A 14835-nucleotide genomic window follows, 5' to 3' on the forward strand; every position below is an offset into this window, starting at 1 on the left:
AGGAAACTATTCTCCACTACTCAGAAGCGTCCGACATCCATACGGGCGCCCCAGCCGTACCCGGGCCGACCGGCACCCCGGTGCCACGCACGCCGAAGGAAGTGACAGCCGATGTCCGCACCAGCGCCGTCCCCGCTGGCCATCGTCGACGCCGAGCACCTGCCCCGGCAGGAGGAGGTCCTCACCGACGCGGCGCTCGCCTTCGTGGCCGCGCTGCACCGGCGGTTCACACCCCGGCGTGACGAGCTCCTCGCCCGCCGCGCCGAGCGCCGCGCCGAGATCGCCCGCACCTCCACGCTCGACTTCCTCCCGGAGACGGCCGCGGTCCGCGCGGACGACTCCTGGACAGTGGCCCCGGCTCCCGAGGCCCTCGACGACCGCCGCGTCGAGATCACCGGCCCCACCGACCGCAAGATGACCATCAACGCCCTCAACTCCGGCGCGAAGGTCTGGCTCGCGGACTTCGAGGACGCCTCGGCGCCCACCTGGGAGAACGTGGTCACCGGCCAGCTCAACCTGATCGACGCCTCCACACGGACCATCGACTTCACCGACCCGGGGTCCGGTAAGTCCTACGCACTGCGCCCGGACGAGGAACTGGCGACGGTCGTCGTGCGCCCGCGCGGCTGGCATCTGGACGAGCGTCACCTGACCGACGCCGACGGCACCCCCGTGCCCGGCGCGCTCGTCGACTTCGGCCTGTACTTCTTCCACAACGCCAAGCGGCTGATCGGCCTCGGCAAGGGCCCTTACTTCTACCTCCCCAAGACGGAGTCCCACCTGGAGGCCCGGCTGTGGAACGAGGTGTTCGTCTTCGCGCAGGACTTCATGGGCGTCCCCCGGGGCACCGTGCGCGCCACCGTCCTGATCGAGACGATCACGGCCGCGTACGAGATGGAGGAGATTCTGTACGAACTGCGCGAGCACGCCTCCGGCCTGAACGCCGGCCGCTGGGACTACCTCTTCTCCATCGTCAAGAACTTCCGTGACGGCGGGGCGAGGTTCGTCCTGCCGGACCGCAACGCGGTGACCATGACCGCCCCGTTCATGCGTGCGTACACCGAACTCCTCGTGCGCACCTGCCACAAGCGCGGCGCGCACGCGATCGGCGGCATGGCGGCGTTCATCCCGTCCCGCCGGGACGCGGAGGTCAACAAGGTGGCCTTCGAGAAGGTCCGCGCGGACAAGGACCGCGAGGCGAACGACGGTTTCGACGGTTCCTGGGTCGCCCACCCCGACCTGGTCCCGATCGCCATGGAGTCCTTCGACCGCGTGCTCGGCGACAGGCCGCACCAGAAGGACCGCCTCCGCGAGGACGTCGACGTCAAGGCGGAGGACCTCATCGCCGTCGACTCCCTGGACGCCAAACCGACGTACGCGGGGCTGGTCAACGCCGTGCAGGTCGGCATCCGCTACATCGAGGCATGGCTGCGCGGACTCGGCGCGGTGGCCATCTTCAACCTGATGGAGGACGCGGCCACCGCCGAGATCTCCCGCTCCCAGATCTGGCAGTGGATCAACGCGGAGGTCGTCCTCGACAACGGCGAGCAGGTCACCGCCGACCTGGCCCGCAAGGTCGCAGCCGGGGAACTGGCGGACATCCGCGCGGAGCTCGGCGAGGAGGCGTTCGCGGCGGGCAACTGGCAGCAGGCACACGACCTGCTGCTGAAGGTCTCCCTCGACGAGGACTACGCCGACTTCCTCACCCTGCCGGCGTATGAGCAGCTCAAGGGCTGAGCCCGGGGTACGCGGCCGCGTGGCTCCGGGATCACTCGGCCGTCACCCCGAATGAACCGACCAGTCCTGTTCCACCGCGGGCTTGCCGTGCAGGTCCGGGACGCTCTTCAGCCAGTCCGGACGCCCCCGCCGCGTGCGCGCCGCGCGCCGGGCGTCCTCGTCGGCGATCTCCTCCGCGGTGGGGAAGTCGGTGGGCAGCCAGGCGCCCGACGACCGCACGCGCGCGTGGAGGTACGCCACGTACGCCTCCCTGACCTCGTCAGGTGTGGCGAACCGGGAGTCGCCCACCAGCCAGTCGTCGGGAACCTCCGCGGCGATCGACCGCAACAGCTCCTCGGTCACCTTCGGTGCCAGCTCGGCGTCCGCGGCGCGGACATCGGGCCCGTAGTGACCGAGGGCGTGGTGACGGAAGTCGTACGCCTTGGTGGGGTCAGAGCCCTCCCAGCGGTGATGGAACACCAGCGCGGCCCCGTGGTCGATGAGCCAGAGCCGTGGTGGTGCGACGCCGAGCGTCGGCCAGATCACCAGATTGGAGCTGTGGACGGTCCGGTCCACGTTCACCGTCAGTGCGTCGAGCCAGACGACCCGCCCGGCCTCCAGCGGATCGACGGAGAAGTTCCGCGCGACCTCAGGGGTGAGGTCCCGCGCCCCCGGCAGGTAGTCCATGCCGAGGTTGACCCCGGCGCTGGCGGCATGCAGCTCCCGCACCTCCTGGTGCGGCTCGCCGTCCGCCACCGCGGGATCGAAGTGCACCAGCACCAGTTCGGGGAACCGCAGCCCGAGGGCCCGCGCCAGCTCCCCCACGATCACCTCGGCGACCAGTGCCTTGCGCCCCTGCGCCGACCCGGTGAACTTGACGACGTAGGTGCCGAGGTCGTCGGCCTCGACGACACCGGGGACGGATCCCCCCGAGTGCAGGGGTTCGACGTAGCGGATCGCGGTGACCTGTTTCAGCATGCTTCCGGGCCACCCCGTCCTCGTCCGGCGCCACACGGCCATGTTAGCCGGGCGGCACGGACGGCACGGGTGACCGAGGTGTGGGGTCAGGCGGGTGGACCGGCGTGTTTCTGTCGCCGGTCGGTCGCGCCGTGAGCGCCGCGCGCCGGGAGCACCCGGGACCGTTCCGGCACGTAGTGCTCACACTGCGGGTTGCGGCAGGGTCCCGCGGTCCAGTGAGGGACGTAGATGCCCAGGGTCTTGTGTCGTTCGACCACGGTGTCCACCGGCTGCCCGCATGAGCCGCACACCTGCTCGGTCGGCCGGGTCCCGTCGCGCTTCCGGTCAGTACCCATACAGGCATTTTACTCCCGCTTTTCACCTGTTTGGGACATGTGTGACCCCAGTCAGTCGTGCTCGGCCTTCTGCGGCGGGGGACGCAGCACACTGAGGCCGATGGACACGGCCAGCACGACGACGATGACGGCGAGGCTGAGGAGTGAAGGAATCTCGGGCACGGCCGTGCTGATCGTCTCGTGGGAGGCCTGGAGGACGAGCTTCACGCCGATGAAACCGAGGATCAGGGCCAGGCCGACGCTGAGGTGACGGAAGCGGTCGAGCAGGCCGGCGAGCAGGAAGTACAGGGCGCGCAGACCGAGGATGGCGAAGGCGTTGCTGGTGTAGACGATGAAGACATCACTGCTGACGGCAAGGACGGCGGGCACGCTGTCGACGGCGAAGACGAGGTCGGCGGCCTCGATCGCGGCGACGACGGCGAGCAGCGGCGTCGCCACGCGTTTGCCCGCCGCCTTGACGAAGAAGTGGGGACCCGCGTAGTCGTCCTGGACGGGGACGACCTTGCGCAGCAGTCGGACGGCGAAGCTCCTGCCGGGGTCGAAGCTCTCGTCCTCACCCTTGAAGATCTTGTAGCTGCTGTAGAAGAGAATGGCCGCGAAGACGAGCAGCACGGCGGTGAAGCGGCTGACCACGGCCACACCGGCGGCGAGGAAGAGGCCTCGGAAGACCAGGGCACCCAGGACTCCGAGGAACAGAACACGGTGCTGGTAGGCCCTGGGCACTTTGAAATAGCTGAAGATGAGGGCGAAAACGAACAGGTTGTCGACCGAAAGGCTCTTCTCGAGCAGCCAGGCGGTGGTGTACTCCACTCCGGCGTCCGTGCCGACCACGAGGAAGACGACGCCTCCGAAGGCGATGGCCAGTCCGATCCAGCCCGCGCTCCAGGCGGCCGCCTCGCGGAAGCCGATGACATGCGCCTTGCGGTGCGCAAGCAGATCGACGGCGAGCGACACCAGCACGGTGACTACGAACACCAACCACAGCCAGAACGGCACGTCATGCACGGGCTCGCCTCCTCACAGCGCGACCGGCCGGCAGTCACCCTGACCGAGTCTGGGGCATCCCGCGGATTGCCGCCTCTTCGTCGGGCCGTACCGGCGACGCGCTCTCACCCGCCGATCAGCGGGCTGGGCAGCGGCAGGTAGCGGGCGTCCGCGCCGTCCGCCGCTGTCCAGCGCAGGAGGAGGTTGGTCTTGGCCGGGAGGGTCGGGGCGGTCAGGAGGGCGGGGATCTCGGGGAGGTCGTGGCGGGCCAGTTCGCGGCGGACGACGGGCCAGGGGTCGAGGCCGGGGTGGTGCTCGGACAGTGCGGCGGCGATCTCCATGAGGTGGTTGACGACCAGGCAGTACACCAGGCGTTCCCAGCCGGCGGCGCGGGACACCGTGGGCAGCGAGGCCGTACCGGGCGTCCGCGGGAGGAGTTTCACGCCCTCGGCGTCCCGGAACAGGGCCTGTACGGGCATGCCGTCGGCGTCCACGGCGATCAGGGTGTTCTGCAGATGGGCCTCAAGGACGACGCCGTGCCCGGCGAAGGCCGTCAGGGCCGGGGGCACCACGCGGGACACATAGGCCTCCCACCAGGCCGCCGGGTGGGAGGTGCGGGCGAGCGGACTCCCGTCGAAGCCCTCGGCCAGCCCGGCCGCGAGGCAGGGTGTCGTGCCGGGCGCGACATGTCCGCGCAGTCCGTCGCGTACGACGACGGCCAGCTGTTCGAAGGCGAAGTCCGCGGTGCGGTGGCCGCGGTCGCTCAGCCAGGCCGGGGCGGCCGGGCCGCCGGACGCGGTGAACGCGTCGCGCACGGCCGTGTCGGTCGCGCGCAGTCTCACCAGGTCGTGCCGCCACAGTCGGCGGATGTCGTTGGTGATGCGCACATCCAGGCTGAACTTGAGGAACAGGTCGTCGCCGGGCGCGTACACCGTGCGGATCGCCGCGGTGGGCCACACCGTGAAGGCGGTCGTGCCCAGCCGGAGCAGGCGGCCGTCGGCGAAGGCGGGGGCGAGGTCGCGCGCCGCGAGGTCGAGCTGCCAGGGATGGGCAGGCAGCAGACGGTAGCCGGGCGGGGCGGTGCCCAGGCGGTCGAGGGCCTCGGTGTCGCCGTCCTCGACCACGGTGTCCTCGCGCAGTGCCAGCAGTGTCAGCGGGAAACGGGCGTACGCCTCCGGTGCGTACGGCAGCCAGGCGGCCGCGGGGCCGCCGCCCCGCGCCTTCGGGGCCGGGTGGTGGGGGTGCCCGGTGAGGAGGGACTGTTCGGAGCGCAGATAGAGGTCGCCGGGCGGGGCGGCCCGGGCGCGGGCTTCCAGCAGCGCGGCCACCGCGTCCCGGCTGTCGAGCATCTCGGCGGGCAGTTCGTGGTTGGAATGGCCGGTGTGCCGGCGCAGTTCCTCGGCGGCGAGTTTCACCAGTTCGGTGTGGCCGACGCGGTGCCAGACGCCCGCCCTGTACACCTCGGGGGCGGCGGGACGGCGGCGGGTGCCGCGCACCCGCAGCAGCCGGTCCACACCGGGCAGGCGGTACGTCCGGTACGCGCCGGCGTCCTGTGCGGGTTCCGGTCCGGGCGAGGGCTGGGGCTGAGCCACTTCGCGCAGCAGGCAGTTCAGCAGCGGGACGGCCGCGTACGCGTCGGCACGCCCGGCCGGGACCGCGCGGCTCGCCGCGTGGTCGTCTGCGGGCGGGGGCATGAGGTCCACGCGTTCTGGTTCCCTACGTCTGTCCGGCGGAGACGATCAGTATGTCTGTCATCGTCCCCCCGTACGTCCCACCCTGTGCGTACCCCGAGGAGCCCGCCCGTGCACCGTCCCTCCACCGCCGAGGCCGAGATCGCCGACGAGCTGACCTTCGTACGACCCGATCTCGTCACCGCGTACACGGGCGGGCTTCCCGGTGCACGCACGGCCGTGCTGACCCGGCTGTGGCGTGGTCTGGCGCATGAGCCGCTGCCGTGGATCACGTGCCGCCAGGCGGGCGGTGACGGGCTCACGCTGCGGCTGGCGGACGGGCGGCGGCTGCGTGGGCCACGGGCGGATCCGTATGCGACCGGCGGACATGTCACGGGCGTGCGGCTGGACGGGACGGTCCACGAGGACCCGGCGCGTCTGATGACGGAGCTCGCCGTACCGCACTCGGCGGCCTTCGCCGCCGAACTCGGTCACAGTGTCGCGTCGTTGGCGCTGTCACGGGCGGGACGGCGGATTCACCCGCAGGAGTGGCCCGCGCGGGACTGGGAGTGGGAGCAGCGGGTCGTCGACGGGCATCCGTTCCACCCCAGCTGCCGGTCCCGTCCGGGGTTCTCGGCGGGCGAGCAGCTCGCCTACGGGCCCGAGCACCGGCCTGTCGTGGAGCTGGAGCTGGTGTCGGTGCCGGCCGGGGAGTGCCTGGTGACGGGGGTGTGGCCACAGTGGCTGCGGGAGGCGGGGCGGGTGGTGATCCCGGTGCATCCCTGGCAGGCGACGCATGTGCTGAAGCGGACGGGCGAGCAGCGGCTCGCGGCGCATCCGCTGATGGCGCTGCGCACTCTCGCGCTGCCGGACGGGCCCCACGTCAAGACGGCGCTGAGCGCCCGGCTGACGTCCTCGGTGCGGGACATCTCGCTCGGGTCGGTCGCCGCGTCCGCCGTGCTGTCGGAGTTCGGGGAGACGGTGGCGGCACGGACGGACGGGCTGCTGCACATCACCCGCACGCTGGGCGCGGTGGCGGCCGGGTCGCCCGATCTCGCGGCGGTGCTACGCGAGTCGCCGGAGGAGTACGCCGGGGCCGGGGAGCGGGTCGTCCCCGTGGCGGCGCTGGCGACCACCGGACTGTCCCGCTCCGCGGCTTGGTTGAGCCGGTTCGCCGGCCTCGCCCTGACCGTCGGGCTGCGGTTGCTCGAGCTGGGGGTGGCGCTGGAGGCGCACGGCCAGAATCTGCTGGTGGTGCTGTCGCCGGACGGGGATCCGGTGCGGCTGGTGTATCGCGATCTGGCCGATCTGCGGGTCGGTCCGGACCGGCTGGCCCGGCACGGCGTTCCCCTTCCCGAACTTCCCGCACGCATGGTCACGGACGACGAACGCACGCTGCGCCGCAAGCTGTTCGGCTCGCTCGTCGCGGGCGCGCTCGCGGGTACGGCGGGCTCCGGCCCCGTCCTGCGCGCGGCCCTGGAGAGCGCCGTACGGGATCTGCCACGCTCCCCGGACGTGGCCGCGCTGCTCGACGGGCCGCTGCCGGCGAAGGCGCTGACGCTGATGCGTCTGTCGCCGCGGACCACCGGGGACCAATGGGCCGAACTGCCCAATCCCCTCCGGTGGGACGGTCGGTGACCCCCCGTTTTGGAGGCCGGCACCCCTGATCAATAGGATCCGCCGATGATCAGAAGAAAACGGCCGGTGGCAGGCGCCTGCGCCCTGCTCGCCGCACTGACGGCCGGGCTCGTGTTCCCGGCCGGGGCGGCCGCCGATGAACCCGCGGGCCAGGACGCGCCCAAGGTCAACCTCCTGCTCGATGTGAGCGGCTCGATGCGGGCCAAGGACATCGACGGGCAGTCCCGGATGGCGGCGGCGAAGCAGGCGTTCAACGAGGTGCTCGACGCCACGCCGGAGGAGGTACGGCTGGGCATCCGTACGCTCGGCGCCGACTACGCCGGCGACGACCGCAAGGAGGGCTGCAAGGACACCGCGCAGCTCTACCCGGTCGGCCCGCTGGACCGTACCGAGGCCAAGACGGCGGTGGCCACGCTGGTCCCGACCGGCTGGACCCCCATCGGTCCCGCCCTGCTGAAGGCCGCGGACGACCTCGAGGGCGGCGACGGCTCCAAGCGCATCGTCCTGATCAGCGACGGCGAGGACACCTGCGCCCCGCTCGACCCGTGCGAGGTGGCCCGGGAGATCGCGGCCGAGGGCATCGGCCTGACCATCGACACCCTGGGCCTGGTACCGAACGCCAAGCTCAGCCGCCAGCTGAGCTGCATCGCCGAAGCGACCGGCGGTACGTACACCTCGGTCGAGCACCAGGACGAACTCACCGACCGGGTGAACGAGCTGGTGGACCGCGCGGCCGAGCCCGTGGTGACTCCGGTGGCCACGAAGGGCGCCGACTCGTGCGCGAAGGCTCCGACCCTGAAGTCCGGTCTCTACACCGACCGTGAGGAATTCGGGCAGCAGCGCTGGTACCGCGTCGAGCTGTTCTCCGGGCAGGAGCTGCGCGCCTCGGTGAGTGTGGCGGCGGACCGGGCCGTGCGCCCGGACCACGGTGTGCTGCTGCGGGCCGTCACGGTGCACGGCCGGGAGACCGTGCGCGGCGAGGCCGCGGGCAACGGCCGTACGGATGCCCTCTCCACCGGTCTGCGCCATCCGAAGCCCGAGCGGGACGACGACGGTGACAAACCGGCCGCCGAGGTCGTGTGTCTGGCGGTGACCAACTCCTTCTCGGCGGACTCCGGGGTGAAGACCACACCCGGTCTTCCGCTGGAGCTGACCGTCGACGTCGTGGACGGTCCGGACGGGTCGAGCGACGTCGCCTCCTTCGGTCTGGGCCGTGGCTGGTGGCTGCTGGGCGCGCTGATCCTCACCGGCTTCGTCGCCGGTCTGCTCTGGGGCTGGCTGTCCCGCTGGCGGTTCGCTGTCTGGAGGACCAACTGATGCGCTCCCTACGTGTGCTGAGTGCCGCCCTGCTGGCGCTCGGGCTGGCCGCGGCCCCCGCGGCGGCCGACTCCTCGCCCTCCCCCGAGGCGTCCGGTGACAGCGCCGGCCCCACCCGCGCGGGCACCTCCTTCCGTACCGCGACGGAGGTCGAACAGGGGCAGACCGCCACCGCACGTGCCTCCACGGGCGACTACCTGTACTGGTCGTTCCCCGCGGACGCCGGGCAGCGTCCCACCGTGAAGGCGACGGTGGAGCTGCCGGACAGCCACGCGGCGCAGACCTGGCAGATCGACGTGTACGACGGTCTGCGGCGCCGCCAGGCCTGCCAGTACGGCGCGCAGACCCGCACGGCCGGGACGGACGCCGCCTCGGTGGAGCTGGAGTGCGTGCTGCGCACGGTCCGTGCCTGGTCGGAGCCGTGGGCCAACGACCCGCTGCCGGGCACGTACTACGTCCGCCTCACGGCGCTGCGGCTGTCCACCGCCGACCTCGGCCAGGCCGTGAACACCGAACTGCGGGTCGACTCCAAGGACATGGGCGGCGCGGCGGCGGTCGACGGCACGCTGTCCGAGCCGCTGGTACCGGGCATCGCGGCACGTGCGGAGTCAGACGAGGAGAAGGACGACTCGGCCGTGCTGGCCGGCCTGGAGCCGGAGGACGGCTGGACCTCCGGCTGGTGGTCCGACCGCTGGATCTGGACCGCGGCGGGCGGCGCCCTGGCAGCCCTGGCGGGCGTCGCCGGCTACCGCCTGACCCGCGGGCCGGGGCGTCCGCGCGGAGTGCCACCCACCGCGTGACCCCTCCCGGAAGGCCCGCCCCGTGCGGGCCTTCCGCCTTCCTCCCTCACGCCTCCCGCAGGGCCTTGGCGAGCGGGCCCTCACCGGTCACCTCGGCCCGGCCCGCGCGCACCGCGCCGGACAGGGTCAGCTCACCCCTGCCGATCGCCGTGCAAGTGCCGGTGTCCAGGGCCAGACGGGCGTCCGGCTCGGCGGGGGCGGGGCCGTCGCCGTAGACGGGGCCGCCGTCCTCCGAGCCGGCGTGCAGGTGGAACCTGCCCTCCTCCAGGTGGACCTCCACGAGTCCCCTCTCCCCCTCCAACGCTCGCAGGAGGGGCAGCGCGAACCAGTGGGCGCGTACCGCGTCCGTGGGGCGCCGCTCGCCCAGTTCGGCCTCGCCCCAGGTGCCGAGGGCCTGGAGGACGGGGAGCAACGCGGCTCCACGCGGGGTGAGTTCGTAGACGTAGGCCGCGGCGGGCGGAGGGAGCCGGCGGCGGGTGGTGAGGCCGTCGCGTTCCATGTCCTTCAGCCGTGAGGCCAGTACGTCCGTACTGACACCCGGCAGGTCCGCGTGCAGGTCCGTGTAGCGCCGCGGGCCGGCGAGGAGTTCCCGGACGATCAGCAGGGTCCAGCGGTCGCCGACGGTGTCGAGCGCACGCGCGGCGGAACAGTACTGGTCGTAGCTTCGGCGAGGTGGCATGCGACGCAGTCTAGACAAGTTGTTGGACTTTCCAAGCGTCTACTTGGTAAAACCAAGTAACACCAGATACCGGAGGGAAGCCGCGCATGGAGTTCCGGCAGTCGAGCAAGCTCAGCGAGGTCTGTTACGAAATCCGCGGCCCGGTGATCGAGCACGCCAACGCGCTGGAGGAGGCGGGGCACAGTGTGCTGCGCCTGAACACCGGCAACCCGGCCCTGTTCGGCTTCGAGGCGCCGGAGGAGATCCTCCAGGACATGATCCGCATGCTCCCCCGTGCGCACGGATACACCGACTCGCGCGGTGTCCTCTCCGCCCGCCGCGCGGTCGCCCAGCGCTACCAGACCCTGGGCCTGGAGGTCGACGTGGACGACGTCTTCCTCGGCAACGGCGTCTCCGAGCTGGTGTCCATGGCCGTACAGGCCCTGCTGGAGGACGGTGACGAAATCCTCATCCCCGCCCCCGACTTCCCTCTCTGGACGGCGGTGACCACGCTCTCCGGCGGCAAGGCGGTCCACTACCTCTGCGACGAACAGGCCGACTGGTACCCGGACCTGGACGACATGGCCGCGAAGATCACGGACCGCACGAAGGCCGTGGTCATCATCAACCCCAACAACCCGACCGGCGCGGTCTATCCGAAGGAGATCGTCGAAGGCATCCTCGACCTCGCCCGCCGCCACGGCCTGATGGTCCTCGCCGACGAGATCTACGACCAGATCCTCTACGACGACGCCGTGCACCACTCGGCCGCCGCCCTCGCCCCCGACCTGGTCGTGCTCACCTTCTGCGGCCTCTCCAAGACCTACCGCGTGGCGGGCTTCCGCTCCGGCTGGCTGGTGGTCACCGGACCGAAACAGCACGCGAAGAACTACCTGGAGGGCCTGACCATGCTGGCCTCCATGCGCCTGTGCGCCAACGCGCCCGCCCAGTACGCCATCCAGGCCGCGCTCGGCGGCCGGCAGTCCATCCGGGACCTGACCGCGCCGGGCGGGAGACTGCGCGAACAGCGGGACGTGGCCTGGGAGAAGCTGAACGAGATCCCCGGCGTGAGCTGTGTGAAGCCGAAGGGCGCGCTGTACGCCTTCCCGCGCATCGACCCGGCGGTCCACAAGATCCACGACGACGAGAGGTTCGTCCTCGACCTGCTGCTCCGGGAGAAGATCCAGGTCGTCCAGGGCACCGGCTTCAACTGGCCCTCCCCCGACCACTTCCGCATCCTCACCCTCCCGCACGCGGACGTCCTGGAGACGGCGATCGGCCGGATCGGCCGCTTCCTGAGCGGCTACCGGCAATAGCGGGCCGTCCCGCCCGCTATTCCGGGAGCAGACGGACTGGAACGTGCGCGCAGCAGCCGGAGGGGCGCTGTGCGGCGCTCACGACGGCAGCTCCGAGGTCACGGACGCCGTCGTCGCGCTGCTCCGGGATCCGGTGGCGGGGGTACGGACATGGATGTCCGAGGCCGTCACGCGGTGCGCGGACCGTTCAGCGGCCATCGCCGACGCCGCGTACGCCCTGCTCGAGGAGGAGGACTTCTCGGTCCGGCTCAACGCGGCCTACGCCCTCCTGCGCCGGGAGGATCCACGCACCGCGGAGGCCGTCGAACGCATGGGTCCGCTCTCCCACCCCGGTTACGAGGACGACCACCGCCTCTCCGCGATCTGGAGCTGGGAGTGGGACCGTAAGAACGCCTGATTCCACCGGTCGGCCGAGGGCGAGTTCGCCCACACCCGCCGGACTCAGGCGTCGTCGCGCGCGACCCGCTCGAACCGGGGGGCCCCGCCACCGGCCACCTCACGCCGAGCCCAGGGAGACCTCGCACCACACCGTCTTGGTGTACGGGTCTCCTCCGGTCGTCCCCCAGTGGGACGCCAGTGCTTCGACGAGGAGGAGGCCGCGCCCGGACTCCGTGTCGGGTGCGGCGGATTGCAGCGAGCCCGGGGTCGGTGGACGCGCGTCGGGGCGGGCGTCCGTGAGTTCGATACGGAGCGTGGCGTCCTCCGGATAGAGGGTCAGGCGGAGTCCGAAGTCCCGGCCCGGCACCCGCCCGTGCACCACCGCGTTCGTGGCGAGTTCGGCCACCAGCAGGGCCGCCGTGCGGTTGGCCTCGCTGTCGTACGGCCAGCCCCAGGAAGCGAGTTGCTCGGCCGACAGATGGCGGGCGAGGCGTGCGCCCCGGGCGGTGGCCGAGAGGCGGATGCCGAAGTGGCGGACGGGGCCCGTGTGTCCGGTGGTCGGGGCGGTATCGACGTTCATGTCACTCAGCGTGGTCGACTGGTCCCCCTCCCAACAGGGCCGACGCCGGTACACAGGGTCACCGTGCGGATGCTGTACGGCTCTGTCCGGGCGGTGCCGCGTGACGTCCCGCACCGGCGGCGAGTTGGACACGGGTGGCACTTGGAGGTGTGGGGACATGAGTGTGGAGCCTTACGGCGCGGACGAGGAGTCGGCGGCCGTTCTGCGGACCGTCGGGCGGGTCATCAAGATGTGCCGGGAGCGGGAGGGCATGACCCAGGCCGGTCTCGGCACGGCCATCAGGTACAGCGAGGAGCAGGTGTCGTCCGTGGAGCGCGGACGACGGGCGCCGACGGAGGCGTTTCTCGAAGCGGCGGACCAGGCGCTCGAAGCGGGTGGGCTGATCTCGGGACTGAAGAAGGATGTGGAGAAGGCCCGGTTCCCGAAGAAGGTAAGGGACTTGGCCAAGCTGGAGGCCGAGGCGGTGGAGATCTGCGCTTATGACAACTCCGTCGTCAACGGACTCTTGCAGACCGAGGAGTACCTGCGGGCGGTGTTCACCTCTCGGCGGCCCGCATTCCCGGAGGAAGCGATGGAGGAGTTGGTCGAGGCGCGCTTGGCACGTCAGCAGATCATCGCGAGTATGCAGATGAACCTGACCTTCAGCTTCGTGCATGATGAAGCTGCGTTGCGGCGTGTGGTCGGGGGCAAGATGGTCTTGCGCCGCCAACTCGAACGACTGTTGGAGGTCGGGCAGAAGCGGAACGTGGACCTCCAGGTGCTGCCTCTGGACAGCGAGGACAACGCCGGACTCGATGGCCACTTCCACCTGCTGAGACTGAAGGAGGGCGTCACATTGGGACACGTCGACATGCAACTCACCAGCCGACTGATCTCGGACCGCAAGGATGTGCAAATCCTTGAACTCCGTTACGGAGTTCTCCGTGCCCAGGCCCTCACACCCCGCAAGTCACTGGCTTACATCGAGAAACTCCTTGGAGAGACATGAGGTCCGAGCGCGCAGCCGAAACCCAGCTGCAGTGGTTCAAGAGCAGCTACAGCACTCCCGACGGCGCTGCCTGCGTCGAAGTCGCCTCCGCCCCCGAAACCGTCCACGTACGCGACTCGAAGCACATACACGGCCCCCGCCTGGCCTTCCCACTTGAGCAGTGGGCCGCCTTCCTCCCCTACGTCTCCGGGCCCCGATGACCCGACCGCCCACCGCCGCGCAGCGCCGTCTCATCGAGGCCGCCGATCCCGACACCGGGCGGCTGAAGGGAAGACCGGCGCAGCTCGCCGCGCTGGTGACGCGCGGGCTGGCGTTCCGGCATCCGAGGCCGCCGCACGATCACTTCCTGACTCCGGCGGGACACCGGGTCCGGGACGCGGAACCCGAGGCCGGACAGCCGGACCCGCCGGCCACGACCGGCGGGTTCGCGGCGCGGGTGGGCGGCGAGGAGACGGCTCCCCCGGGCGGTCCCGCCCGGCTTCGGGAGGTGCGAAGCGCGTGGCAGGGCATGCTGGAGCTGCGCCGAATGACCAACCCCGACGGCGCCACGGACCGGCCGTGCGGCTGGGAACGTTCGCATCTGGTGCGGGCCGCGGCCCTCGCCCTGGAGGCCGCGGGTCACCGGCCGGCCGGCCCGGACGGCGGGGACGGCGGGGACGGCGGGGACGGCGGATACCGGGTGCGGGAGACCCCCCAGCCGGAGGCGGTCGCCGTGTACGAGCCGGACGGCGAGGCGCTGAGGGCCTGCGCCGCCACGTTGGAACGGGCCGGCTGGCAGGTCGGCGAGTACACGGAGCCGAGAACGCGGACGCGTTACCTGCTGGCCTCCCCTCGCCGGGTGTGAGGAGCATGCCAAGATCGGTGGGTAATGCATCGAGCCGAGCAGGCATGAAGGGGACAGACGCAGTGAGCGAGCCGTTTTCCGTCCGGGTGACCGTGCGCGGGTACGAGACCGACGTACAGGGCCATCTCAACCAGGCCGTGTATCTCAACTACGCCGAGCACGCGCGCTGGTCGCTGCTCCAGGCGGCGGGGATCACCCAGTCGGGCCTGATCGCCCGAGGAGTGGGACCGGTCGCCCTGGAGACCACCATCCGCTACCGGCGTGAACTGCTCGCGGGTGACGAGGCCGACGTGAGCTGCGCCTTCCTCTGGAGCGACGGCAAGATCTTCACCATCGAGCAGACGATCACCAAGGCCGACGGCACCGTGGCGGCCGAACTCACGGGCGTGGGCGGGCTGATGGACCTGAAGCAGCGCAAGCTCCTGCCGGATCCGGGGGCGGTTTTCCGGGAGCTGGCGAACGACCCGGCCCTGTTCGGGCTGTAGCCGGGGTTCGCAGGCGGCGAACTCCTCGCCGTCATACCACTCGGCGCCGGCCAGGCGGGCACACAGGTCCTCGCGGCGGAACTCGTCGCGGCCGCGCCGTTCGCCCAACCGCTCGGCGCGGCCCACGGGTTCTCACCTCCACTACGTG

General features: G+C 71.2%; 15 protein-coding genes. 10 read left to right on the forward strand and 5 right to left on the reverse strand.

Going from position 1 to position 14835, the window contains the following annotated elements; all coding sequences use genetic code 11:
* Positions 1-111 precede the first annotated feature (111 nt).
* The gene (gene aceB, locus ACZ5C2_RS06635) at positions 112-1737 is read left to right on the forward strand and encodes a malate synthase A (RefSeq protein ID WP_468787265.1); all 1626 of its coding nucleotides are present in this window, start codon (positions 112-114) and stop codon (positions 1735-1737) included.
* Positions 1738-1779: 42 nt separating this feature from the next.
* Here the strand turns inward: aceB and ACZ5C2_RS06640 are convergent, their stop codons facing one another.
* The 3 genes from ACZ5C2_RS06640 to ACZ5C2_RS06650 all read right to left on the reverse strand — a co-directional run bounded on the left by ACZ5C2_RS06640 (position 1780) and on the right by ACZ5C2_RS06650 (position 5707).
* A complete protein-coding gene (locus ACZ5C2_RS06640) occupies positions 1780-2694 on the reverse strand; it encodes a HipA family kinase (RefSeq protein ID WP_468787267.1) in 915 nt (304 codons plus the stop codon).
* A gap of 386 nt (positions 2695-3080) precedes the next feature.
* Positions 3081-4034: a TerC family protein gene (locus tag ACZ5C2_RS06645; protein WP_468787269.1), complete on the reverse strand. Its 954-nt coding sequence runs from the start codon at positions 4032-4034 to the stop codon at positions 3081-3083.
* Between the two features lie 104 nt (positions 4035-4138).
* Positions 4139-5707 carry an IucA/IucC family protein gene (locus ACZ5C2_RS06650; RefSeq protein ID WP_468787684.1) on the reverse strand — a complete coding sequence of 523 codons (1569 nt, stop codon included), beginning with the start codon at positions 5705-5707 and terminating at the stop codon, positions 4139-4141.
* Between the two features lie 108 nt (positions 5708-5815).
* On the opposite strand from ACZ5C2_RS06650, the gene ACZ5C2_RS06655 reads away from it, so the two are divergent.
* Genes ACZ5C2_RS06655 through ACZ5C2_RS06665 form a run of 3 tightly spaced genes read left to right on the forward strand, consistent with a single transcriptional unit; the run spans position 5816 to position 9438 of the window.
* Positions 5816-7321 (forward strand): IucA/IucC family protein, encoded by a 1506-nt coding sequence (locus tag ACZ5C2_RS06655; RefSeq protein WP_468787271.1) that lies wholly within the window; start codon positions 5816-5818, stop codon positions 7319-7321.
* A 45-nt stretch (positions 7322-7366) separates the two neighbouring features.
* On the forward strand, positions 7367-8638 hold the full coding sequence (locus ACZ5C2_RS06660) for a VWA domain-containing protein (protein WP_468787273.1): 1272 nt from the start codon (positions 7367-7369) through the stop codon (positions 8636-8638).
* Positions 8638-9438: a hypothetical protein gene (locus tag ACZ5C2_RS06665; protein WP_468787275.1), complete on the forward strand. Its 801-nt coding sequence runs from the start codon at positions 8638-8640 to the stop codon at positions 9436-9438. The genes ACZ5C2_RS06660 and ACZ5C2_RS06665 overlap by 1 nt, the downstream gene beginning before the upstream one ends.
* A 46-nt stretch (positions 9439-9484) precedes the next feature.
* On the opposite strand, the gene ACZ5C2_RS06670 is transcribed toward ACZ5C2_RS06665, so the two are convergent.
* On the reverse strand, positions 9485-10117 hold the full coding sequence (locus ACZ5C2_RS06670) for a winged helix-turn-helix transcriptional regulator (RefSeq protein WP_468787277.1): 633 nt from the start codon (positions 10115-10117) through the stop codon (positions 9485-9487).
* 86 nt (positions 10118-10203) lie between these two features.
* Between ACZ5C2_RS06670 and ACZ5C2_RS06675 the strand changes: the two genes are divergently transcribed.
* Together ACZ5C2_RS06675 and ACZ5C2_RS06680 are read left to right on the forward strand one after the other, a co-directional pair.
* Positions 10204-11412 (forward strand): pyridoxal phosphate-dependent aminotransferase, encoded by a 1209-nt coding sequence (locus ACZ5C2_RS06675; protein WP_468787279.1) that lies wholly within the window; start codon positions 10204-10206, stop codon positions 11410-11412.
* Between the two features lie 43 nt (positions 11413-11455).
* Positions 11456-11809, forward strand: coding sequence for a HEAT repeat domain-containing protein (locus ACZ5C2_RS06680; RefSeq protein WP_468787281.1), 354 nt, complete (start codon positions 11456-11458; stop codon positions 11807-11809).
* A 99-nt stretch (positions 11810-11908) separates the two neighbouring features.
* Here the strand turns inward: ACZ5C2_RS06680 and ACZ5C2_RS06685 are convergent, their stop codons facing one another.
* A complete protein-coding gene (locus ACZ5C2_RS06685; protein ID WP_468787283.1) occupies positions 11909-12370 on the reverse strand; it encodes an ATP-binding protein in 462 nt (153 codons plus the stop codon).
* A gap of 157 nt (positions 12371-12527) precedes the next feature.
* Between ACZ5C2_RS06685 and ACZ5C2_RS06690 the strand changes: the two genes are divergently transcribed.
* The 4 genes from ACZ5C2_RS06690 (at position 12528) to ACZ5C2_RS06705 (ending at position 14687) form a co-directional block, all read left to right on the forward strand.
* Positions 12528-13358, forward strand: coding sequence for a helix-turn-helix domain-containing protein (locus ACZ5C2_RS06690; protein WP_468787285.1), 831 nt, complete (start codon positions 12528-12530; stop codon positions 13356-13358).
* Positions 13355-13558: a DUF397 domain-containing protein gene (locus tag ACZ5C2_RS06695; RefSeq protein ID WP_468787287.1), complete on the forward strand. Its 204-nt coding sequence runs from the start codon at positions 13355-13357 to the stop codon at positions 13556-13558. Before ACZ5C2_RS06690 ends, ACZ5C2_RS06695 begins: the two co-directional genes overlap by 4 nt.
* On the forward strand, positions 13555-14202 hold the full coding sequence (locus ACZ5C2_RS06700; protein WP_468787289.1) for a hypothetical protein: 648 nt from the start codon (positions 13555-13557) through the stop codon (positions 14200-14202). Before ACZ5C2_RS06695 ends, ACZ5C2_RS06700 begins: the two co-directional genes overlap by 4 nt.
* 62 nt (positions 14203-14264) lie before the next feature.
* Complete coding sequence (locus tag ACZ5C2_RS06705; RefSeq protein ID WP_468787291.1) at positions 14265-14687, forward strand: acyl-CoA thioesterase; 423 nt, start codon at positions 14265-14267, stop codon at positions 14685-14687.
* Positions 14688-14835: the final 148 nt, after the last annotated feature.

The sequence above is a fragment of the Streptomyces sp. NPDC031365 genome, assembly GCF_055569765.1.

What these genes read in the sequence shown, in the direction of transcription:
- aceB (WP_468787265.1), top strand. Translation starts at nt 112, where the DNA reads ATGTCCGCACCAGCGCCGTCCCCGCTGGCCATCGTCGACGCCGAGCAC.
- ACZ5C2_RS06640 (WP_468787267.1), bottom strand. Translation starts at nt 2,694, where the DNA reads ATGCTGAAACAGGTCACCGCGATCCGCTACGTCGAACCCCTGCACTCG.
- ACZ5C2_RS06650 (WP_468787684.1), bottom strand. Translation starts at nt 5,707, where the DNA reads ATGCCCCCGCCCGCAGACGACCACGCGGCGAGCCGCGCGGTCCCGGCC.
- ACZ5C2_RS06660 (WP_468787273.1), top strand. Translation starts at nt 7,367, where the DNA reads ATGATCAGAAGAAAACGGCCGGTGGCAGGCGCCTGCGCCCTGCTCGCC.
- ACZ5C2_RS06665 (WP_468787275.1), top strand. Translation starts at nt 8,638, where the DNA reads ATGCGCTCCCTACGTGTGCTGAGTGCCGCCCTGCTGGCGCTCGGGCTG.
- ACZ5C2_RS06670 (WP_468787277.1), bottom strand. Translation starts at nt 10,117, where the DNA reads ATGCCACCTCGCCGAAGCTACGACCAGTACTGTTCCGCCGCGCGTGCG.
- ACZ5C2_RS06675 (WP_468787279.1), top strand. Translation starts at nt 10,204, where the DNA reads ATGGAGTTCCGGCAGTCGAGCAAGCTCAGCGAGGTCTGTTACGAAATC.
- ACZ5C2_RS06685 (WP_468787283.1), bottom strand. Translation starts at nt 12,370, where the DNA reads ATGAACGTCGATACCGCCCCGACCACCGGACACACGGGCCCCGTCCGC.
- ACZ5C2_RS06690 (WP_468787285.1), top strand. Translation starts at nt 12,528, where the DNA reads ATGAGTGTGGAGCCTTACGGCGCGGACGAGGAGTCGGCGGCCGTTCTG.
- ACZ5C2_RS06695 (WP_468787287.1), top strand. Translation starts at nt 13,355, where the DNA reads ATGAGGTCCGAGCGCGCAGCCGAAACCCAGCTGCAGTGGTTCAAGAGC.
- ACZ5C2_RS06700 (WP_468787289.1), top strand. Translation starts at nt 13,555, where the DNA reads ATGACCCGACCGCCCACCGCCGCGCAGCGCCGTCTCATCGAGGCCGCC.